General features: G+C 47.7%; 13 protein-coding genes. 7 read left to right on the top strand and 6 right to left on the bottom strand.

Annotation, left to right across the window (positions count from 1 at the left end; genetic code table 11):
- Positions 1-64: 64 nt before the first annotated feature.
- Together AC1XUF_RS20575 and AC1XUF_RS20570 are read left to right on the top strand one after the other, a co-directional pair.
- Positions 65-1408, top strand: coding sequence for an MATE family efflux transporter (locus AC1XUF_RS20575; RefSeq protein ID WP_483343712.1), 1344 nt, complete (start codon positions 65-67; stop codon positions 1406-1408).
- A gap of 76 nt (positions 1409-1484) precedes the next feature.
- Positions 1485-3110, top strand: a complete 1626-nt coding sequence (locus AC1XUF_RS20570) for an NADP-dependent glyceraldehyde-3-phosphate dehydrogenase (protein WP_483343711.1) — start codon at positions 1485-1487, stop codon at positions 3108-3110.
- 75 nt (positions 3111-3185) lie between these two features.
- Here the strand turns inward: AC1XUF_RS20570 and AC1XUF_RS20565 are convergent, their stop codons facing one another.
- Positions 3186-5003 (bottom strand): sulfatase-like hydrolase/transferase, encoded by a 1818-nt coding sequence (locus AC1XUF_RS20565; RefSeq protein WP_483343710.1) that lies wholly within the window; start codon positions 5001-5003, stop codon positions 3186-3188.
- Between the two features lie 744 nt (positions 5004-5747).
- Here AC1XUF_RS20565 and AC1XUF_RS20560 point away from each other — a divergent pair.
- Both AC1XUF_RS20560 and AC1XUF_RS20555 read left to right on the top strand, forming a co-directional pair.
- Complete coding sequence (locus AC1XUF_RS20560) at positions 5748-8108, top strand: PAS domain-containing protein (RefSeq protein WP_483343709.1); 2361 nt, start codon at positions 5748-5750, stop codon at positions 8106-8108.
- Positions 8109-8240: 132 nt separating this feature from the next.
- On the top strand, positions 8241-8876 hold the full coding sequence (locus AC1XUF_RS20555; protein ID WP_483343708.1) for a response regulator transcription factor: 636 nt from the start codon (positions 8241-8243) through the stop codon (positions 8874-8876).
- Here AC1XUF_RS20555 and AC1XUF_RS20550 read toward each other — a convergent pair.
- Entirely contained in the window at positions 8873-12025 is a 3153-nt protein-coding gene (locus AC1XUF_RS20550; protein ID WP_483343707.1) for a sensor histidine kinase, read from the bottom strand. The genes AC1XUF_RS20555 and AC1XUF_RS20550 overlap by 4 nt on opposite strands.
- A gap of 651 nt (positions 12026-12676) precedes the next feature.
- Between AC1XUF_RS20550 and AC1XUF_RS20545 the strand changes: the two genes are divergently transcribed.
- Complete coding sequence (locus tag AC1XUF_RS20545; protein ID WP_483343706.1) at positions 12677-13321, top strand: response regulator; 645 nt, start codon at positions 12677-12679, stop codon at positions 13319-13321.
- Here AC1XUF_RS20545 and AC1XUF_RS20540 read toward each other — a convergent pair.
- The gene (locus AC1XUF_RS20540) at positions 13318-14577 is read right to left on the bottom strand and encodes an aminotransferase class V-fold PLP-dependent enzyme (RefSeq protein WP_483343705.1); all 1260 of its coding nucleotides are present in this window, start codon (positions 14575-14577) and stop codon (positions 13318-13320) included. The genes AC1XUF_RS20545 and AC1XUF_RS20540 overlap by 4 nt on opposite strands.
- 167 nt (positions 14578-14744) lie before the next feature.
- Between AC1XUF_RS20540 and AC1XUF_RS20535 the strand changes: the two genes are divergently transcribed.
- Entirely contained in the window at positions 14745-15239 is a 495-nt protein-coding gene (locus AC1XUF_RS20535; protein WP_483343704.1) for a DUF421 domain-containing protein, read from the top strand.
- Positions 15240-15344: 105 nt separating this feature from the next.
- Positions 15345-15689 (top strand): hypothetical protein, encoded by a 345-nt coding sequence (locus tag AC1XUF_RS20530; protein ID WP_483343703.1) that lies wholly within the window; start codon positions 15345-15347, stop codon positions 15687-15689.
- 12 nt (positions 15690-15701) lie between these two features.
- On the opposite strand, the gene AC1XUF_RS20525 is transcribed toward AC1XUF_RS20530, so the two are convergent.
- The 3 genes from AC1XUF_RS20525 to AC1XUF_RS20515 form a co-directional block, all read right to left on the bottom strand.
- Complete coding sequence (locus AC1XUF_RS20525) at positions 15702-19487, bottom strand: metallophosphoesterase (RefSeq protein WP_483343702.1); 3786 nt, start codon at positions 19485-19487, stop codon at positions 15702-15704.
- A gap of 26 nt (positions 19488-19513) precedes the next feature.
- Positions 19514-20383 carry an SdiA-regulated domain-containing protein gene (locus tag AC1XUF_RS20520; protein WP_483343701.1) on the bottom strand — a complete coding sequence of 290 codons (870 nt, stop codon included), beginning with the start codon at positions 20381-20383 and terminating at the stop codon, positions 19514-19516.
- 188 nt (positions 20384-20571) lie between these two features.
- Positions 20572-21792 carry a Pycsar system effector family protein gene (locus AC1XUF_RS20515; RefSeq protein WP_483343700.1) on the bottom strand — a complete coding sequence of 407 codons (1221 nt, stop codon included), beginning with the start codon at positions 21790-21792 and terminating at the stop codon, positions 20572-20574.

The following is a 21792-nucleotide window of genomic DNA, read 5'->3' as shown; positions in this document are numbered from 1 at the left end:
AAAGATTCTGAGGCTGACCCGTATTTGCCTAACTTTGCGGACTTTTTAGCAATCCTCACCGTCCATGAAAAACGAAGCATCACAAACTTTAAAATTAGCCTTCCCGATTATCATTGGAGAACTGGCCCAGATGGCCCTGCACTTGATTGACAGCGCCATGGTTGGGGCCATCAGCTATAAACAACTGGCCGCTGCGGCACTGGTTATCAACGCCATGAACATTCCCTTCGTGATTGGAATCGGCATGACGATCTCTGTTTCACAAATGGTTTCGCTGGCGAACGGACGCCGTGACGCGCTGCAGGTTTCGCATTATCTGTATAACGGCTTCTGCCTGTGTACCCTCACTGCCCTGGCTATTTCACTCACATTGGTTTTCGGGAAAGACCTTCTCAACCACCTGGGGCAAGATCCAGAGGTAGTGGCCCTGGCAATCCCCTTTATGAAACTCATGGGCCTCTCGATTATTCCAATGTTGCTGTTCATGACTTTGAAACAATTTGCGGATGGTCTTGAACAAACGAAGACAGCCATGGTCTTTTCACTCGGCGGGATGCCTCTGAACATACTGCTCAACTGGCTGCTGATTTACGGTAACTGGGGTTTTCCAAGATTGGAACTTGCCGGAGCGGGTTGGGCGACGCTCATTACCCGGAGCTGCATGTTCCTTGCACTGGGATATGTGATTTTACGACATAACACTTTTGAAAAGTACATCGCAGTGCGTGCCCATCAGTGGAAGTTCAAAGTCCAAACCTGGCGCGAGCTGCTGCATATCGGCATTCCCAGCAGCCTGCAGATCGGTATGGAAGCGGGGGCATTTGCGGTATCCGGAATCATCATTGGCACGTTGGGTGCGGTTTCCCAAGCATCGCATCAGATTGCACTGAGTTGCGCTTCTTTCACATTTATGGTTTCGATGGGGCTGGCACAGGCAGGATCCATCCGAGTGAGTAATGCCCTGGGCCGAAACGATTGGACCAAGATCATTCTGATCGGCAAAAGCACGATTATGACCGCTTTGGTGTATGGTACATTGTGTGCGATTACTTTTGTCCTATTCCGAAACCAACTGCCCCTTGCCTTCAACAACAATACGGAAGTCGTAAAACTGGCTTCTCTGCTTTTGCTATTTGCAGCATTGTTCCAGATTTCCGACAGTACACAGGCCATCGGCGCCGGGTTATTAAGAGGTATAAAAGATGTAAAAACACCAACGGTCCTGATCGGCATTGCTTATTGGGTGATTGGTATCCCCTTCGGATATGTACTCGCCTTTCATTTCGGCATGGGCGCATCCGGTATGTGGCTCGGCCTGATCATGGGACTCACAATGGCATCTGCTTTCCTGATCACACGATTTTTGAAGATGGGTAAGAGAAATTCGGTGGTTACGTCGTCCCTTTAAGAGGAACCAAAAACTGGTAAAAAAGGTAATCCCGGAAAATGGTGCCTGCCTATTATTCACCCTAGTCAATTTTAAAATGGATTTCAACGCCTCATTAAAGAACATCTTCCCCGAAGAAAATGACATTCCGGCGGAATTCTCCCTGCCAGCCCTCATCCACCAGCGCGAATACCTCAGCAATGGCGAGTTGAAGCCCTGGAATGGCCCGGTCCACGAAGTGTATTCCCCCGTCTGCATCAAAACAGAAAGCGGGTTAGAACGCAAACTCATCGGCAGCTATCCGATCTGCACCGCCACCGAAGCGGCAGAATCGCTCGACGCTGCCGTGGCTGCGTATAACAATGGCCGTGGCGAGTGGCCAACCATGGGTGTAGCCGAAAGAATTCATTGCGTGGAACAATTTACCGGCAAAATGATCGAACAAAAAGATATCATTGTCAAGCTCATCATGTGGGAAATCGGCAAATCCTTTGCCGACTCCGTCAAAGAGTTCGATCGCACCGTTGAATACATTTACGCTACCATCGATTCGCTCAAAAACCTGGATCGCGACTCGTCCGGCTTCGATATTGTGGATGGCATTGCCGCCCAGGTCCGCCGTTCTCCGTTGGGTGTGGTATTATGTATGGGACCGTTCAACTACCCGCTTAACGAGACCTTCACCACTTTGATACCGGCGCTGATCATGGGCAATACCATTCTTTTCAAACCGCCGAAGTTCGGGACGCTTTTACATTATCCTTTGCAGGAGGCGTTCAAAGACAGTTTTCCCAAGGGTGTTGTAAATGTAATCTACGGCCGTGGGAATACCATTGTGCCTGGTTTAATGCAGTCAGGCAAGATCAATGTGCTTACTTTGATCGGTTCCAGCAAAGTGGCGAATGAATTGAAAAAGTCCCACCCAAAAGTGAATCGGCTGCGGGCTGTCCTGGGGCTCGATGCGAAAAATGCCGCGATCATCACTCCCCATGCAAATATCGACCTGGCTGTAAAAGAGATCATCACGGGCTCGCTTTCATTCAATGGGCAGCGTTGCACAGCCCTTAAAATTGTTTGGGCGCACCGCAGTGTGGCCGACGAATTCCTGGAAAAGTTCAGTACGGCTGTCGCAGAACTCAAATACGGCATGCCATGGGAAAAAGGGGTATCCCTCACCCCGCTTCCGGAAACCAACAAGATCGAATACCTCAACGATTGTATCACCGACGCCATTTCCAACGGTGCCCGGATAGTCAACGAGAACGGGGGCAAGTCCGAAGGGTCGTTTTTCTATCCCGCGGTCGTTTACCCGGTCAATAGCAAGATGAAGCTGTACCATGAGGAGCAGTTCGGGCCGATCGTTCCTGTTGTTCCGTTCGACGACCTGGAAGAAACGATCGAATTCCTGATCGAATCGACGCACGGACAGCAGGTAAGTATTTTCAGTAACAACGCCGATGAAGTGGCCTCGCTGATAGATCCGCTTGTAAATCAGGTCAGCCGGGTCAACATCAATACACAATGCCAGCGCGGACCGGACGTGTTCCCATTTACCGGGCGCAAAGACAGCGCAGAAGGAACCTTATCGGTTCCCGACGCCATCCGCGCCTTCTCGATCCGCTCCCTGGTCGCATTCAAAATGAACGACGCCAACAAGCAGTTGATCAACGAGATTGTGCATGAGGACACTTCCAATTTTTTGAGTACGAAGTTTATCTTCTAAGGACAAGCCAAGCCCCCATTTACTTAAAGAGCCTTTCATTCGCTGGAAGGCTCTTTTTTATCTGAATAGTATTAACTACTCCCCTTTCTCATACCTTTCCACCAGCACTTTCGCTGCCCGGATATCGTAATCAAACATTTCCGCTTTTTGGGCAGCAATCTTCTTAGCCAGGTCAATGGCTGGTCTTGCATCTTTGCCTGTCAGGTCCAGAATATTCAACGCCTGCAGCCGCGCATACGGATTGTCACTTTTCAATGCATCCGTGAGGGTTGCGATAGCCGATTGCTTGTCGGTCCCCGTCACATATAGCGCTTCCGCAGCTGCTATGCGAACCGCAATTTCCGGATCGCTCAAAGTTTTAATCAGTGACGCTTTTGCAGTGCTTTCCTTCAAAACGGTGAGGCCGGTCGCGGCCCAATACCGCACTACCGGGTCCGGATCGCTTAATCTCCTGATCAGTTCCTTTGCTTGCGCAGGATTTCGGGAGGAGGCAATATCCGCTGTCGCAACGGCTTTTTCTAGATCGTACTTCCCGCTTCTGGCAAAATCATATAATGGCGTCTTTTTAGCAATTTCAAATAACATCGCCTCAGGTATAAATCCGACGTCTTTCAAGCTGCGAACCCATTGGTCATTGGCTTTTCTAAGCCGGACAAGCTCCGACTTATACCTCGGGTCGCCGGCCAGATTATGGACATTGTGAGGGTCCGAGTCTACATCAAACAGCTCCTCTGCTGGCTTTGGCTCCCAGAATTTCGATTGATCGGCATTCAGCTTCCCGGCCTTATAGAGGTCTTCCCAGGATTTTACCGACGGCGCACGCCATAAATATTCCAGGTATTGTCCGTAAATTTTATTAGGCAGGTAATTACGTATGTAGCGAAACTTCTTGTCCCTCACCGACCGCGACATATCGATACGCTCGTCCATTCTTCCGCGAAATCCGTAGGCATATTGCGGCTCCGGTTTCTGTTGCTTACCCAAAAAGGCCCTGCCTTGCATGTAATCCGGTATCTGAATATCAAGAAGACTCAGAACGGTTGGTGCAAAGTCCAGGAAGGTAACCAGTCTGTCCGAAACCGTGCCCTGTTTGTCCTTCGATAAATGTGCGTACCTGGGCGGCAGATGAACGATAAGCGGCACGTGCAGGCCTGACTCATACATAAACCGCTTGCTCCTTGCCAGCACCCCGCCATTGTCGGCATAGTAAAACACGATGGTATGATCAGCCAGTCCTTCGTCCTGCAGCTCTTTCAGCAAGGCCGCAAACTGCCGGTCCATTTCCTCCAGCTTATCGTAATATTGAGCCCAATCGTGTTTAAGCTCTGCCGTTGCCGGATGATAGGGTGGCAGCGGAACTTTCTCGGGATCGTGATGGAGGGATTTGGCCGGCTCGTGCAGCGAGCTTTCGTGCGAGACATTCAGATTGAAAACCGCAAAAAATGGCTGACCCGGCTTACGGTTTTTGTAGGTTGCCTTGGTACTCGACTCGTCCCAGGCTTCCGGCTGGTCTGTCGTATTGTAATCTTTTTTAGCATTATTGGTCGTGTAATAACCCGCCTCCCTGAGGTACCTCGGGAAAAACTTCACAAAGCCGGGTACCGGGTAAACGCTGCGCATATGTTCGGTACCCAGCGAAGGTGGGTACATCCCCGTGATCAATGTATTCCGTGAAGGCGCACAAACCGGCGCGGTGGAAAACGCATTTTTATACCTGATGCTCTCAGAGGCAAATTTGTCCAGGTTAGGTGTTGTCGCGAATGGATCTCCGTAGCTGCCCAGCAGCGTGGTGTTATCTTCACTGACAATCCATAAAATATTCGGACGGTCGTCCTGCGATCTCACTTGCGCGAAACATAATGTCGTCGCGAAAAGTAAAAGCCATTTTTTCATGTTACTGGTTTGGTATAAGATCAACGGCCGCGTTAGTTCCGGTGTGACTTGGGAAAGCTCGGCGCCAATCAGGTCAATCTGTTCAAGGTTATTTTTTGGCACTGCTCTCCGGACAAGTCGGTGCCAAAATTATGGACCGTATATTGGCAAGCCAGCAATGCAGAGAACGTATTTAAAAATCCAGTGGGAACCGGTTTAAGAGCCTTTCAGGCCAACAAAATGATTGGTGAATGTTAATGCCGTAATCCAATGGGAGTCTCTGGCAACCACCTCACAGCTGGCAAAAAAAATCTGAGGAAGATGTAAATCTTCAGTTTTCATGATGCGATACATTTTAATGAAAAAGGCCTGATTGGTGGTTAATCCGTCCGCCGAACTAATAGTCTATAAATTTGATAGACAAAGTAAGATTATTAAATAGTAATTCGCAAGGTTTATGGGCTAAAATGATTTTCTCTTTTCATTTCGAAAAAATTGACCAGAATCATGCTGTTTTTCGTTCTCGTTGTCCGGAGAGCAAATTTCCGGTTGGTCGCCAAAAACAACCGGGTACAGGCCATTAAAAAACTTATATGTTGAAGAACGGCCAGATAGTTTGTACCTTGAAAGTATACATACCGGGATCATCGGGCTTCAAATGTATGGGTTGGCAAAAAAAGCCAAAAGAAATGGAAACCAATGGGTTAAAGAAGCGCCTATACTGCCTTTATGTTAAATTACTCGAATTAATTCTATTTAATAACCATGAAGTCCAAGTTCGAACCAGAGGCTTTGGAAATGGTTGCTTCCGACATTGAAGCAGGCATCTGGGATTGGGATTTTCAGACAGGGCATCAAGTATGGTCGGACCGCATGTTTGAGCTGCTGGGATATGCCGCTGACGAAATTCCGGCCAGCTTCGAGACGCTCATGGACTATCTGATCCATCCGGATGATAGACCCATGGTGGTTATCGCCGTCAGGGAGAGATTGGAAAACAACGTGCCTTACAAAATTCAAGTCAGACTAAAAACGAAAGACCGTGGCTACCGTTACTTCTCCTGCCGGGGCAATGTGCGCTTTGAAAATGGGAAGCCCAAAAGAATGGTCGGGTTTCTGAATGCCATCGATGATCTGATCACCAATGAAGATCAGTCGCCAAGGCTGGGAGATACGTTACATGACTTCGGTGAAAAAAAACTGTTAGAAGAAAAGCTGAGTGTTATTTTTCAATATTCCACAGATGCGCATTTGCTTCTCGACGACACCGGGATCATCGATTGCAACCAGGCGGCAGTTAAGATGCTGAAATGCAAGAATAAAAGCGAGCTGCTATCGATCCACCCGGCGCATTTTTCACCTGAATATCAGCCCGATGGAAAAAAATCCGCTGAAAAATCGGCAGAGATGGACCGGATCGCCTACGAAACAGGCTACCACCGTTTCGAGTGGACCCATAAAAAAATGGATGGTGAGGAGTTCCCGGTAGAAGTTACTCTGAACCCGGTTGTGATCAGCAATAAAAAAGTACTGCTGGTGGTATGGCATGATATATCGCACCGGAAACGTGCCGAGGAATCGATCCGCAGAAGTGAGGCCATGCTTTCCGAAACACAGCAACTCACTCATAGCGGAAGCTGGGAGGCTGATCTGATAACGGGCAGGAACTATTGGTCGGATGAAACCTTCCGGATCTTCGGCCTGGAACCCGACAGCAGGGGCCCGGAAACGGAGCTTTTTTCAGGGATGATACATCCCGACGATCTGCCGCTTTACCGATCCCATATCAGGGATGCAATCAATAGCCTTACTCCTGCCAGTTTCGATCTCCGGATCGTACTTCCGGATGGCAAAATCAAATTTATCCATGCCATCGGCAAGCCGTTTGTGAACGAGAACGGCGAGGTGACTAAGTTGTACGGTGCGATTATGGATATCGACGATCAGAAAAAAACGGAAAAGGAACTAATCCAGGCCAAGGAGGAGGCAGAAATGGCCGCTGTGGCCAAGTCGCAATTCCTTTCCACGATGAGTCATGAGATCAGGACGCCCATGAACGCGGTAATCGGCTTCACACACCTGCTTCTTCAGCAGGACCCCAAGCCTGAACAGATGGAATACCTGAACATCCTGAAATTTTCCGCCGAAAACCTGCTGGTACTGATCAACGATATCCTCGACTTCAGCAAAATAGAGGCAGGCAAAATTCAGTTTGAAGAAGTTGATTTTAATATGCTCTCCTTACTGGAAAATATCCGGTCGGGGATCCTGCCCAGGGCGAATGAAAAAGGTATCCAGCTCAAACTTTCGGTTAAAAATGACATCAACATTACAGTGGTTGGCGACCCGGTCAGGCTGGGGCAAATTTTGACCAACCTGGTCAGCAATGCCGTCAAATTCACCGAGGCCGGCAAAGTGAATATTGTGGCCCAGGTATCCCAAAGGGAAGAAGACGACGTTACGATCGATTTCAGGGTGGAGGATACCGGCATTGGAATCCCTGCCGACAAAGTTGGGAATATCTTCGACAGCTTCACCCAGGCCACATCGGACACTACCCGCAAGTACGGCGGTTCGGGACTAGGTCTGACGATTACCAAAAAGCTTTTAGAATTACAGCAAAGCCATATTTACGTCGACAGTGAACCCGGAAAAGGGTCTGTTTTCTACTTCAGCCTTAAGCTAAAAATCAGCAAAAAACACCTTGCCGAACAAGCGAACGGAAAGATTGTCAACACGTTCAGTTTAAAAGGCCTCAGGCTGCTGATTGTGGAAGACAACGCCATTAATGTGCTGTTAATGAAAAACTTTATGAAGCAATGGGAGATCGATTACGATGTAGCGGAAAACGGCCTGATTGCTCTTCAAAAAGTGCAGAATGAGGATTTCGATCTCGTGTTAATGGACCTGCAAATGCCGGAAATGGATGGATATGAAGCAACTGCGAAAATAAGACAACTTCCTGACCCAAAATTCACTCAGTTGCCGATCATTGCACTCACCGCCTCTGCGATGATGGATATCAAGCATCTTGCATTTACTGTGGGCATGAATGATTATATCAGCAAACCGTTCAGTCCGGCGGAATTATATTCCAAAATCGCTGCTTACCGGCGAAATAAATAGCGAGCTTCCCTAAAACTTTCCTGCTCAACCGGCTTGTCCCTGTATATCAGGCAAGGACAACGTGTCATTTCTACGTTTAAAATGCTAAATTTAACTTCCGTCAAATAGTCCATGAATTCCCCCTGAAATAATATGAAGATTTTGATTATTGAAGACCATCCCCTGATCAGAGTAGGGCTCAAAATGCTGATAAATGAGGCGGATTCGGAGGCTTCCATTATCCAGTGCAACACCTTTCCGCAAGGGCTGGGCTTGCTCCAGAATGAGCGATTTGATCTGCTGATCCTGGATATCGATGTACCTGGTGGGGAAAATATCAAAATGATCAGCATGATCCGCAGTAAACAATCTGATATCCTCATTCTGATTCACTCCGGATATGATGAAACCGTATATGCATTGCCATATATCAAGGCAGGTGCCAACGGCTTTCTGTCCAAACAAGCGCCTCCGGAAGATTTTAAACTAGCGTTGGCGGCGATAAACACCACAGGCAAATATATGAGCGACCCTGTCCATCACCTGATGATGAACAATCCGAAAACCAGGCAAATGGGCAGAGAGGCAAACCCTATTACGAGGCTTTCACCTAACGAAATGCAGGTAATGCAACTGCTGACAGAAGGAAAGTGGACTAAGGAAATCGCCAGCATTATGAATGTAAAAGAAAACACAGTAAGTACCTACAAAAGAAGGATTTTTGACAAGCTGGAGGTCATGGATTCTATCGAACTCTATAAAAAAGTTTCCTTACTGAGGCAGCTTTAAGCGATTTTGAAAGTAAGGATGAAACAGGTGCAATCAGTTTGTTCCGCATAAAGGCCGACCTGAATCACTTCTGCTATTTCCTTGACAATCAGTAAACCCAGGCCGGTGTTCCTGCCATAGGGCCTGATCATTTGTTTCGCCTTCTCCGTATCCGCATTGATAAAATCCAGCATATCGCTGCTGAGACTTCTGCCCGTATTGCCGATGACCAGCTTCACCTGCTGGCCGGTAGTTTCGGTATAAACACGTATTACTCCGTTGCTGGTAAACTTGATCGCATTGTCGATCAGATTGTGCACCATGATCGCCAGCATCTGCTCGTCCGAATTGACGGTCACGTCCTCGGGTACCTCATTATGGAATTCGTTTCCCTGAAGCTCGATCCCATTCCTGAAAATTTCAAATTTGTTGTTAACCAGCTTCCTGATCGCAACTTGCTGAAATTGCATCCTGTTTCCATAAACGTACACTTTTATGTAGTCGAGCAGACCTCTTAACAGGTCACCCATTCGCCCGGAAGAGTCCGAAATTACCTGCCCTATCTCCGACACCGTTCCCAGTTCGCCTTTTTCGACCATATCGGGGATAGAACCGGAGGTGAGCCGGATGTAGTTCAAGGGTGACTGGATATCATGGGTCATGGACGTAAGCAATCGCGATAGCATATGCACTTGACGGGCCATTTCATTTTTGGAAGCTTCAACGTCTTTGAGCGCATCGTTGAGCCGTGCAGTACGTTTGGCAATGAGGTCTTCCAACTTTGCCTTTTCTTCGGATATTTTCCTCAGTCTAAACCTATTATAAAGAAAAATACCAAAACCCAGCAAAAGCACGCCCAGAATGATAGCCCATAAAGTCTGGTACCAGCGCGGCGGGACGATCACCACTATTGTACGGACCGTAAAGTTTTTTCTTCCAAAACCGCTCAGCTTTCGGATCAGTAAATGGTGTGTCCCGTGGGCCAGGTTAGAAAAAATGACGTTGAAATCGGATCCGGGCAGCGAAATCCAATCACTTGCAAGAACTTTCTGATCCGGGTCGACCAGCGCATAAGATAAGTTCAGATTATAGGGGTTTCCAAAAAACGGAGTTGAAAAATCGAATTCAACCCTGACCGGATCCACGGGCAGGACAACGGTATCGCCCGGGACGGTGATTGCCTGGTTATTGACAAATACCTTATCGAGCACAATAGTCTCTGACAGTAAGTGAACAGGCACCTGCTCTGGCCTGAACCAAACCAGTCCTACCAGCGAAGGCAGTGAAACGGAACCGTCAGATAACCTGACCGCACAAGGTTGGCAGCCGCCGTTAAATTCGTTGGTCTTGAAACCTTCATCCTTGGCGTGGTACTGATAGAATATTGAAAAGGGCGATTTCACATACTCATGCAGATCGCTGATCGAAATCTGGAATAATCCCTTGTCCGTCGTAACCCAAAAATAACCTTTGCCGTCATTTACAAGGCAATGCGGACTGCCCAGGTACTTATTCTTGTCGAGGGGAAAACGGTACAGCCTATTTTTATGGTAGAATAGGATCCCCTCCCCGATCGCGGTCATCCAAATACCTCCCGAAGGATCGGAATGCACACTTTTTATATAAATATTCCTGGTTTCGGACACAAACTTGTTCTTGCCTGTAAATCTGTCAAAAATGTAAAGTCCTTCGGTTGTGCCTGCCAGCACCTGTCTGCCGTTGTTCGTAAAATAGGTTGCTTTTGCGTGGCTGTGTATTAGCACGGGCCTCTCGCCAGGATGGGTCGCATTCAGTGTATAAATGCCGGAAGTTCCCGTGGCGATCCATACCACCCCGCCGCTGTCAAGGTAAATGTGCTTGATCTCGTTGCCTAAATGCCATTTTCGGATGATTTTTTCTGCATTGGGGTCCAGCATATAGAGCGTGGAACCGTTTTTGACCCAAAGCATCGAATTTTGGTCAAAAGTCAGGCTGCGCTTGTCCGCGGGGTTTATTTTTTGCAGGAAAGGATCATTACTGAACCTTGCGATCCCCGTAGCCGGATCCTTTCGAACGACCACTCCGTTTGGCGTGAGGATAGCATGATCCTTTCTTTCAACCTGAGCGTAAAAGACATTGTCAACCATATCATCGGGAGGAATGAGACTTTTAAATGGTTGCCTGGTCAGCACAAACAGCCCTTGGGACAAGCTTCCTAAAAACAAATTCTGCGTATTGCTGTCGCGGTATACAGCCTGTATCTGTTGTTTTTCGAGATCAAAATCTTCGAGTACCAACGTCGTATTCATCAGCCCGTCCCGCTCTTCGCCAAGCTGGTACAGCCTTCTACCCAAATAAAAGTAGGCCTGATCGGCCATAATATTCCAATAGATCTTCAGTCCCGATAACGGCCTGCCGTAACCATTATCCCTTGCAAGGTCGCCGCCAATGTCAACCCGTTCCACTTTTTGACCGGTAATTTTCAGCAAACCTTCATGATCGCTCAGGTAATACAATGTCTGCTTCCGCAAAAAGTAATTCCACCAATGACCTTTAAACGAAAGTTCATATTGTTTACCGATACCGGCGTAATATTTGACACGGCTGCTGTCAATCACATAATAAGTCCCCCGTCCGTAACTGTCGGCCACGATATATTTCACAGGGTCAGCCACCTGTTTCAACCAGCTTGGCAACCCAACAGATAGGCTGGTGTGGTAAAATCCGGGCTGAAAACAAGGCAATTTGCTGATGGTATTCTCAAAATAAGCGGTATCCAATTGGGCCTTTCCCCCCTCGATTCTCACGAATTGGTCAAAATCAACTGAAGCGTACATCCTTCCGGCGGGCTTTTCGTTCAGGCCTTTTGCAGGGCCCCCTTCGGTGTATGCCGCAATGGAAGGCTGGAGTGGCAGAAATCGGTTTGTGGATGTTCCGAGAATCGATTTGTCGAATTGATAGAAACGAATTCCGTCAAATCGCACCAAACCGTTTTCGGTAGCCATCCATATAAACCCTTTCGAATCGGCTGCCAGGCTTTTTACACTGTTCTGGGGCAGGCCGTTTTCGTCGGTATAATGTATGACGTTATAACCCCTCTGTGCCCTCCCGGCCAGGGACGTCAAAAAAGTAATCGTAAAAAATAGCGCAAGAATCCGCCTGTGCAAACCGGACTCCAATATGATTCTCAATAGTCAACTAAGTTTTGGGGAAGTTAAGAATAATAAGAACTATTTGACAAAATCTTGTAACTGATACAGAAGACTTCAATTCTGTTGACACAATTATGCTGATTTTGCTTACATAAAACTTCTGCAAAGTTCCGTAATACTTACAGCATCAATCCGTTCCAGCCATTTGGAATTGCCTATAAGGGCCGTTGGGCACGGTGATAGTGCCACATCGCGGTTTTCCGTTATAGCTGTGTCGCTCGAAACAAGCTCTGCAACAGCCCAGCTCATTTTTTGTAGAATAAATTAAACGACACATGATATAGCCTGTTTTTAAAGAAATCGGCATGCTTGTTTCAATTTTCTGATCAAAACAGCTGCTTATGCACGCTTTATCCGTTAACCCGGCCAAAGCAAAAAGCCGACTAAAATGAAAACGAACTATTTCTTTCCCGGATTTGACTATTGTGTTATACAGTTAAAAAAGTACATTCATGCCTGCAAAGTGTTTACAATTTTATTGACGGACGGGAGAATTGTACATTACCAGCCACAAAATGTTACAGATTTCCACAATTGGCTTTTACAACACGAAATTGAGGACTTGAGGGCGTCCTTCTCGGACACGATGCTGCCCTGAACAGAATGTTGTTACCACTTACCCCTACATCTGTGAAACGTATTCTAATTGTTGAGGACCATGCTATTGTCAGGCTCGCCAGCAGGTCTGTCATTGAAGAATTGATCAACCCGGTAACCCTATTTGAAGCTGCGGACTTTACAAACGCCATGCAATTGGTTTCCACGGAACATCTGGACATGGTCATGCTCGACATCGATATTCCTGCCGGAGAAGGTGTCAATATGGTCTATAAAATCAAGGAACTGCAGCCTGAGGTGCTGATCCTGATATTTTCCGCCCTGGATGAAGCTTTGTACACCGTACATTATCTGAAGGCTGGGGCCAATGGGTTCCTGTCCAAAAACGCCTCCATCCAGGAGGTAAGAGAGGCGATACTGGCAGTATTAGAATGCGGCCGGTATATGAGCAGCCGTATTCAAAGCCTGTTGTTTAAAAACGCGCCGGAGGATAATTCCAAACCGGTAAATCCATTGGAAAATTTGTCGCAACGTGAGCTCGAAGTGATGAATTTGCTTCTGGAAGGTAAATGGACCAAAGAAATCGCCACCCAGCTCAATATCGCGGGAAGTTCAGTAAGCACCTATAAGTTCAGAATTTTCGAAAAGCTGGATGTAACAACGATCATCGAGTTGTATCAAAAGGTTGAATTATTAAAAAGAACCCCAAAAAGCTAGCAGCGTTGCGCGGCTAGCAGTTCCTCCCTGATCCTCCTGCCGACGACCCTGTCCTCTCCCGGCTGCAGCATCCAGGCTGTCACCCTGATCAGGTTTTCGCCCTTTAGCGTTTCGGCCATAGCAGGGTCAACGGAATCGGAACCTGCCTGGTAATGGTATAGCGGCAACCCGGCAAACCCCGCTTCTATAGACGGACTGCCATAACGCAACTTGTCCCGCAGCGTTTTTCCTGCGAGGTTGACGCTGTTGTCCCAGCGAATGGTCAGGGTAGGTGTGATATTACCAAGTTCGGGAACAGAAACCTGTGTTGTAATCCCTGGAATATCTGCCACCGAATTACGGATTCGCGCGATCTGGGCTTCCCAACTGGCCCATTCCTTCTCGTGATCGCCGGAAATGAATTTTTCGAGGGCTATGTACATGCCGAGAATTTCCTCTTTGTTTACCTTATGACCCCTTGCGACGGTGAAGCCGCGTGGCGGTGCATTCAGCCGCGCGGCGGCTATAAACTCTTTTTTTCCCATCAGGATACCCGCGCTTTGCGGCCCCCGCATGGCTTTTCCCCCGGAGATGAACACCATATCAAAGCCCATGTCGTTGAATTTCCAGAGGTTGGAAACAGGGGGAACATCTGCGGCAATGTCGATGGATGTAGGGATTCCATACTTCTTACCGAGCGCGACCCACTCTTCATGTCGGATCTGTCCCGCATGGGCAGTAATATTCAGAAAATGCATCAAAGCCGTTTTTTCATTAATGGCCTTTTCCAAGTCCCCCGTCGTTTCCACCTCTACGATCCTGCACCCGGTGTTCAGGAATGCATGGTTATAACGCTCATTGTGCGACTTCTGGCAGATCACCTCGGATTTCATGCCGTTTTCCTCCGGGTTTGGAAGTTGTTCGACCTTTTTTATATCCTGACCGGTGAGCACACCGGCGAGGCCGAGGGTCATGGCCGAAAATGCACCACAAGTTACCATAGCAGCCTCCGAATGCACCATATTTGCAATTTTTGCTCCCACTTTATCCTGGACTTCATCGATCATACAAAAGTGCCTGGACGTATTTTCGATCGTTTCCACTACTTCATCATGCATGATGCAACCCGACATATAGGTAAGCGTACCTGCCGCATTAATAAAAGATCGGATACCCAGTTCGCTGATCAGGTCACGCTTCTTCCGTGCCAATGGATCGGGCAAAGCAGTCAGTAATGGAAAAGATGATAGTCTTTGTAGTACTTTTCTTCGTTTCATAAGGTCAGGATCTTTGATAGCCTAATTTAGCCATTGATGTTTTAATGTAAAATAAAAAACAGTGACCCAGCCTAACACTTTTATTAAGTGCTGGCATTCATGAGAAGGATCGGATTAAAACCTGTATTTTACATCTTTCAACATAATCACCATACTACTGCCCGACTATGGAAAATTTTCTTCACATTAACTGGCATGATCTATGGATGCCCAAGGCATCCCTCCTAGAGATTTTCATCCGCGGCACGCTCACTTACTGGTCCATTTATCTTTTACTTCGCTTTTTTCGCCGAGGGACCGGCCAGTTCAGCGTGAGCGATATTTTACTGATCATCCTGATTGGCGATGCTGCTCAGAATGCAATGGCCGGGGATTATCAGAGTATTACGGAGGGAGTGACACTCTTAGGTACGCTGGTTTTCTGGGACTGGGCGATAGACTGGCTTGGCTTCAAGTCCAGACGTTTCAACCTTTTTTTACAGGCCGAGCCGAAGCTGCTGATTAAAGACGGTAAATATCAACATCTCAATATGAAAAAAGAATTGATCACGGAAGAGGATTTGCAAAGTTATCTGCGCGAAAAAGGCGTGGCAAACATTAAAAATGTCAAGGAATGCTACCTGGAAGGTAGCGGAAACCTGAGCGTGCTTGAAAAAAAATAAACGTTTAATTTCCGGCTGCCAGCAAGGTGCGGCACAATTCTTACGAAAAATTGTCGCATTCCGTCTGAGCTTATTATGCATTCCGCCACATTAAAAATCAGCATCATGTCACAAACAGTCATTGGAATTTTCGAAAATAGCGACGTAGCCCGGAAAGCCCGCCGCGCACTGATTGAAAACGGTTTCAGTAACCAATGCATCGAAATCAACGACCGTGTTGACACTAACGACGAACTCGTCACCGATGGCCAGATGACCGACACATCGGACAGACGGAGTGTGTACCACAAGTCCTGGACTTCCGACGAAAGCAACCGGAACGGCGCAATGGTGACTGTTCACACGTTTTTCAGCGCAGAGAACCTGCTGGCCACCGATATCCTGAATGATTTCGGGGCAATGGATGTCAATGAGTTTAGTGAACCACAGCACAATGCACCGTACGCGTAGCGGGGCCGAAAATCAGAACCAAAAGCCTACCTGAAAGGCGATCCTGGGTTTTTCTTCCTTCTTTTCTTTGGGAATGAATGCGCCAACGGCTATTGTCAGGATGTCGACCGGGGCCAGCCATATTCCGCCTCCGTAGCTATAATGCCAGTTTTCGGAAGGGTCGTCGTGTCCCATCCATACGCGTCCGTAATCAAAGCTCCCGAAAACCCCGTAAGTTAAAGGCAGGGTCGGGTTATAGCTGCTGCCAATGCGCGCACGCAGGTCGGTATCGTGCCATATCGTGCTTTTTCCATAAAAACGTTCTGTACGATAACCCCGGAGGCCCTGTTTCCCACCAATGGTAGGCATCTGGAAAAACTCGTAAGCATGCCCGAAGTTCACACCGGTACCTATCTGCGATGCTACAATAAAGTTTTCGCTTTGGTCGAGGTTCTTATAAAAAGAGAACTGGGCACGCAATGCGCCAAAATTGTTATCATTTTTGAGATTTGACGTCCAGTTCAGCCCCGTCCGGAAACGGATACCCGAATGCGGAGAGAAGATATTGTCGACACTATTGAAGTCGAACAGAAATCTTGCACCGCCAAAATATTTGGTATCGAAAATATCTTTGGGCAAACCGTTTTCCGTACTGGTAATAAACCGGCCTGCCGTTTCCTGAACGTCCGATGCTTCAAAAAATGGGCCCAGTGCGATAAAACCGCTATTTCCTGCAAACCTTTTTTTCAGGGCGGGATACACGTGCAATACACTTTGCCTTACCCGGTAATAATTGGCATTGTCAGCGATCCTTTCGCTATTGTTACCTAAACCGGCATAGTTAAATGCATAAGTCGGCCCGCGGTAGTAAGTATCCAGGTAAAAATCTAAATTCCGGAAAGTATTGATGAAATCGCCGGTGTAGTTGAAGCCAAAGCCCTTGGTATGAAATGCGTATCTCCCGCCAAAATTCTGAACTGACTTATAAGGCTCCTTTTTGAACCCGTATTTGGTCACATTCACATTGGCGCCGATGAATAGCCCGTCATCCGGGTTGGCCCCCAACACCGGGAAGGGGATCGAAATATTATAATTGCTTTCAGCCCCTCTCCGGTCGTACACATTGTAGCGATATAAATTGGTGGTTTTCACCCTGGCATCCGAACCTGGGATAACCTTGTTGTTTCCGTTATCGTCAAAAACGACTGCTCTTTTTCCGGAAGATACGTGTGAGCTGTCAGTGAATGTATCCTTGCCCAGCCCGCCGATCAGCCGCAGCTTAATTCCTTTGTTGACATCCCCTTTGACGATAAACTCGTCGTTGTCTCCGTTGCCATAGATATTGATGAATTTGGTGACCTCACCTTCGAACACCCGATGGTAGTTTTGGTGCTTGATGCGCCCCTCCTTGCCTGTTTCATAAACTGTCACGCTCGTGCGATTTCCATCGAGCCGCTCAATTACAAATCGCTCTTCTTCCTCTGTGCCAATCACATTGACCGATTCACTGATAAATTCATAATGTGTACGCGCAATTTTCATCATGTTGTCGCGGCGCGACTTGATGCCTGCTATCAAAGCAGGGGAGGCAATTTCCCTGGCCTTTTGCGGCCAGTCGTCAAATGACCTGACAATGATATCGTCTGTCAGGTTTTTCTGGATCATCTTGACCTGCTGCTCCCATTGCTCCCAGCTCAGCTCATTCAGGAAAGTCCTGTCAAACAACCGTGCGCTCCAGGTAGTCCATTTCATACTCTGTATTTCGGGACTGAACGATTGCAACTGGCGCAAAAACGGCAGGGTAAGGCGGGCAACGCCTGTCAGTAAACCATCGTATTTGGAAAAGGCCTGGTCACGGTCGCGGGGTATGGGACGGTACACAATGGTCCCATCCTTTTGCTTCACCGACGACCACGCCCATTGGTCGTCATGCCGGTCCCAGTCGCCGACCAGAAAATCGAACAACCTCGTACGTACCGCCCATTCTTCATCGATCCTGTGCTTACTGCTTTCCAGGATATTTTCGACCAGTTCGGGGGTACTTACGATCTTATCTGGATTGCCGAAAAAATCGGCCTGCTTCCATTTTTTCCCATCCGGCCGCTCTTCCAGCAAATTCATAGTACCTCCAAAAAGAGCATTATAAGTTGCCAATGCAGGCTGCGCCGGGACATAATAAAGCCGGGGATTGGTATGGTACACATGCACCGCATCTGCCATCAGTGGCATAGAAAGCGGGGCAAATGGATTGGTCGATAGAAAGTTATCCTCTACCAGATACTTGGCAGCAACCATTTGATTAAATGGGAATGGCAAAAACCGGCTGACGTCCTTGGTTAATCCCCGTAGAGAATATTCCTTATCGTCACTGCCCCTCAGCCGCAGTGAGTTGGTCTGATTACCCCCGCCTTGCTTTACCGGCAACAGGCCGCCCTTGTAAGTACTGAGATCCAACACAGGGAATGGGTATTTTTCAAGATAAAGAGGCCGGTGATGCTCGCCAAAAAGGAATTTATGAAACTTTCCGATCGGTTTGATTTCGTTGCTGGTAACAAACCGGGTCGTCGAATCTGCATGCTGATTGTATTCGGTGAAAGAAGCCGAATCCGGGATTTCAGAGACCTGCCTGTCTTTTACTTTCTTTTGAAATGCCAGTGTTGCATCTTTGCCATCGGGTGTTACGTTCCAGTATTTCACCCAGGTTTCGCCTCCTTCATAAAAGCTGAGCGTCGCATAACCCAGCGAGGAGGACGAATACAACGACCCTTTGCCCAGACTCACCGGGCTGTGCTTGGAACCGCTGCCGCTTACAATGTACTCCTGTCCATCGTTTTCGATAAACTGCAATGCATGCTCGTGTCCGCTGGCAAAAATGAATTTCCCGTTCTTTTTGGCCCCGGCCAGCAGCCCGGCACGAAGGTCTTTATAATGCTTATTGGCAACATCCTGGCGAGAACCAATCGTAGCACGGAACAGTGCGCTCAGGCTCCCTAACCCAGGAAGCGGGATATACAAGTGCGGATTGAATTCGGTGAGCGGGAAAAGGTGCTGCTTGAGCGTGAAGCGTCCGCCATGCGGGCCATAGGTGTAAGGAGGGTGGTGCATCGCAATCACCACATTCTTATTTCTGTATTTCCTGACGACGTTTTCAAAAATAAATTTGAACTGATCGCGGTTCTTGATCTCGCAGCCGTCATTGATTCTGGAATCCCGGTCCCAATCGGCCAGCCACCATTGAGAATCGACGACGATCACGACAACGTTGTCGTTCAGCTCGATAACTTCCGGGCCGGAGCAACCATCAGGCGGCATAAAATAGTTTTCCCAGTCGTCCTTGTTTTCTTTTCCCCGTCGCTCATTGAGGTATTTATTGATATACTTTTCCTGTCTTTTCAACCCTTTGACACCCCATCCACGCCAATCGTGGTTGCCCGGCACAAAAACCGGCCGGCCTTTGAATTCGTTGAGTGTTTCCAGCTGGGAATTAATGCGGTACTCGGCTACACCCCGGTCCACCGAATCTTCGGAAGGTGGCATACCCGATTCGTAAATGTTGTCGCCCAGGAAAATGGCGGAGCTGTTCTTGGATTCTTTGGCCAGCCTGGCTTTCAGATATTCCAATACCGGTGCTCGGTTTTCCGGCGAATCGTTTCCGGCGTCACCAATCAAATACATGGTGTGCTTCAATTCCAATTTAGGATCAGGCGCGGCAGCAGTCCATTGCGCACCTTCCCTGGAATAATGCGGCTTGTAGCTGGCGCAGGAAGACATGCCGGCCAGCAACAACCCAAAAAGTATCAGACGTACATATGCAATCATGCCTTGTATTTAATGATTGTCGGGCGCTAGTGCCCCATTTTTTTGAATTTCAGGATATTTCCGGCAAACAAATCGTCGCCTTCACTGGAGATAAAAAGGTTTCCTGCTTTATCAAAAGCAATACCTTCAGGTTGGATAAAAAGGTTTCCATTTAAGGGATAAGCATTTTTCACTTTCCACCGGCCGTCTGCCACGACCAGCAGTTTATTGACTGCCGAAATAATATACCAGTCGCCGGTCAGAGGATTTTTTGCAATGCCCGACGGACGAAAACCTCTGGATACCTTGCCGTTGACAGCTTTAATTTCGTCGACATCGATAGAAAAAGTACGCGGCGCTTTCGCCGAATCGGCGGGATTGACAATGTACCCGGTAACACTGCTCTTGGAATCGTCTCCCGGGCAATTTTTACAGATAATATATAAGTCCCCCGAAGCTTCGTCCCCGTACATTCCTTCATATTCACCTTTGGGGAGCAATCCCTTTCGTTCCCGCACACCTTCCGGCTCCTCGAAAACCGCTTCCGACAGTGGAAAGGAAAAAATCACACCGTTGCTTTTCAGCACAAATACGGTGTCTTTTAGAATCGCAAGATCCTCATAATCGCCCTTTTTAGAGAATTTGGAATGGTACTGCTTGCTGATATCCCAGGCGAGCCTGAACAACTTGCCATCTTCATCCTCTATGGCATAAACAGTATCGCTGTTGCCGTGATCAAACGCAATGCCCGATATTTCAAAAAGGCTCTCAGGCATATTGAACTTATCGGGACTGTCCAGATCATAATCCTGACTGACAGGTTGTTTCTTTTCTGTGGCATTGCAGCCCGCCAGGATACAGCCGGCGATCAGTAAACCGATGAGGCGCAGCGCACTGTCATATTTGTAGATCTGCATTTGCTAATATCTTAATGGCGTTTTGAAGCTCTCACTTCATACTATTGTTGGTTTCGCGCCAATATTGGTGTTGTCTGATGTCATTGTTGGTGCTGTCACTCACACTGCCACTGGTGTCGTCACCAACAACAAGCACCTACCTTTGAATTGTAGGTAAAAACACCAGCAATCACAAGGTTAAACAATTATCAATGTTCAAAAATCAATGAGGCGAGCACAAAGGTGATCACCGACACGACAATTCCGAACATGAACACGTTATAGGCAATGCGCAACAGCCTGTATTTTCTCCCCAAAACTACTCCCTGCGAATACACATCTTTGGTAAGGCTCCCGTATAAAAATTCCCTGTCGTTCATCATCCGCTGCATGCCATTGGAATAGTCGTTGAACGACATTCTGTAAAAGTTTCCGAAGAAAAGCAGGTTTACGTTTTTAGTATCAATATCCTCCTGCGTGAACGTCCCGTGCGGAATCGTCGGCCTGGTGGATAAAATAGAAAAAACCATTGTGACCATGCATACCGTCAGCAGCATCGTAGTGGGCAGGATGAGATATGCATTATCTTCCAACCTGCGGATCAGTACACTCAGTAGTACGGAGATGATGATCGAGGTGGTCGTGATCATGATATGGGCCTTGTTGTCAGCCATATCACTCAACCGTTGATGGTTATTGGAGCTGATCCTGAACATGGTTTCAATACCCTTGTCAGGCCTGTCGGATTTCGATTTTTTACCATCTGTGATTTCAGGTGAAAATGCGTCATCTTTTGAAGATATCTCCACCGCTTCTTCTTTTTCTTCGCCGGCTTCCAGCTCTTTTTCTTTCAGCTTTTCGAGGTTCTTCTTCTTCTGTTTGTCGAGCAGGTCACGGCAAAAATCAGTTTGGTACCGATGTGTTTCCAGTAACTTGATTGTGCTTTTCCGCCACTCGGACTTGTCTATCTTCCTTCCTAACCGCTGTTCGGCTTCCTTTCTGACCAACTTGTTCCAGTCACCAAATTCAGGCGTGCCCAGATGAAACAAGTCTGCGTCGCAAACGATTTGCTGTAGCAGGTTTTCCGGTTTTTGCGGCCATACCGTCGCCTTGATACAACCCATGACCTCGATCACGACACTTTCATCAACACCATCTTCCCTCAGAAAGCCGGCCGCCAGATCCGCACCTCGTTCCTCATGTCCCGTAGCCTCACCGGTACAGTAGCCGATGTCGTGAAACCATGCCGACGTGACCACGATAAAAGTATCGCGGTCGTCGAGCTTATAATGATTTGCAATTTTGACAGCACTTGCCACCACCGACTCGGTATGAACCAGATTGTGATAAATGAGTTGAGACAAGGCCTTGGCACCGAAAAAGCGCTGCACATGATGCTTCTCCTTATCCAGCTGGTGATGGTAATTCAT

It is taken from the genome of Dyadobacter sp. HNCC25DJ185, assembly GCF_056895195.1.
This window is presented reverse-complemented; position numbering and strand designations above follow the sequence as displayed.

What these genes read in the sequence shown, in the direction of transcription:
- AC1XUF_RS20575 (WP_483343712.1), top strand. Translation starts at nt 65, where the DNA reads ATGAAAAACGAAGCATCACAAACTTTAAAATTAGCCTTCCCGATTATC.
- AC1XUF_RS20570 (WP_483343711.1), top strand. Translation starts at nt 1,485, where the DNA reads ATGGATTTCAACGCCTCATTAAAGAACATCTTCCCCGAAGAAAATGAC.
- AC1XUF_RS20565 (WP_483343710.1), bottom strand. Translation starts at nt 5,003, where the DNA reads ATGAAAAAATGGCTTTTACTTTTCGCGACGACATTATGTTTCGCGCAA.
- AC1XUF_RS20560 (WP_483343709.1), top strand. Translation starts at nt 5,748, where the DNA reads ATGAAGTCCAAGTTCGAACCAGAGGCTTTGGAAATGGTTGCTTCCGAC.
- AC1XUF_RS20555 (WP_483343708.1), top strand. Translation starts at nt 8,241, where the DNA reads ATGAAGATTTTGATTATTGAAGACCATCCCCTGATCAGAGTAGGGCTC.
- AC1XUF_RS20540 (WP_483343705.1), bottom strand. Translation starts at nt 14,577, where the DNA reads ATGAAACGAAGAAAAGTACTACAAAGACTATCATCTTTTCCATTACTG.
- AC1XUF_RS20535 (WP_483343704.1), top strand. Translation starts at nt 14,745, where the DNA reads ATGGAAAATTTTCTTCACATTAACTGGCATGATCTATGGATGCCCAAG.
- AC1XUF_RS20530 (WP_483343703.1), top strand. Translation starts at nt 15,345, where the DNA reads ATGTCACAAACAGTCATTGGAATTTTCGAAAATAGCGACGTAGCCCGG.
- AC1XUF_RS20525 (WP_483343702.1), bottom strand. Translation starts at nt 19,487, where the DNA reads ATGATTGCATATGTACGTCTGATACTTTTTGGGTTGTTGCTGGCCGGC.
- AC1XUF_RS20520 (WP_483343701.1), bottom strand. Translation starts at nt 20,383, where the DNA reads ATGCAGATCTACAAATATGACAGTGCGCTGCGCCTCATCGGTTTACTG.
- AC1XUF_RS20515 (WP_483343700.1), bottom strand. Translation starts at nt 21,792, where the DNA reads ATGAATTACCATCACCAGCTGGATAAGGAGAAGCATCATGTGCAGCGC.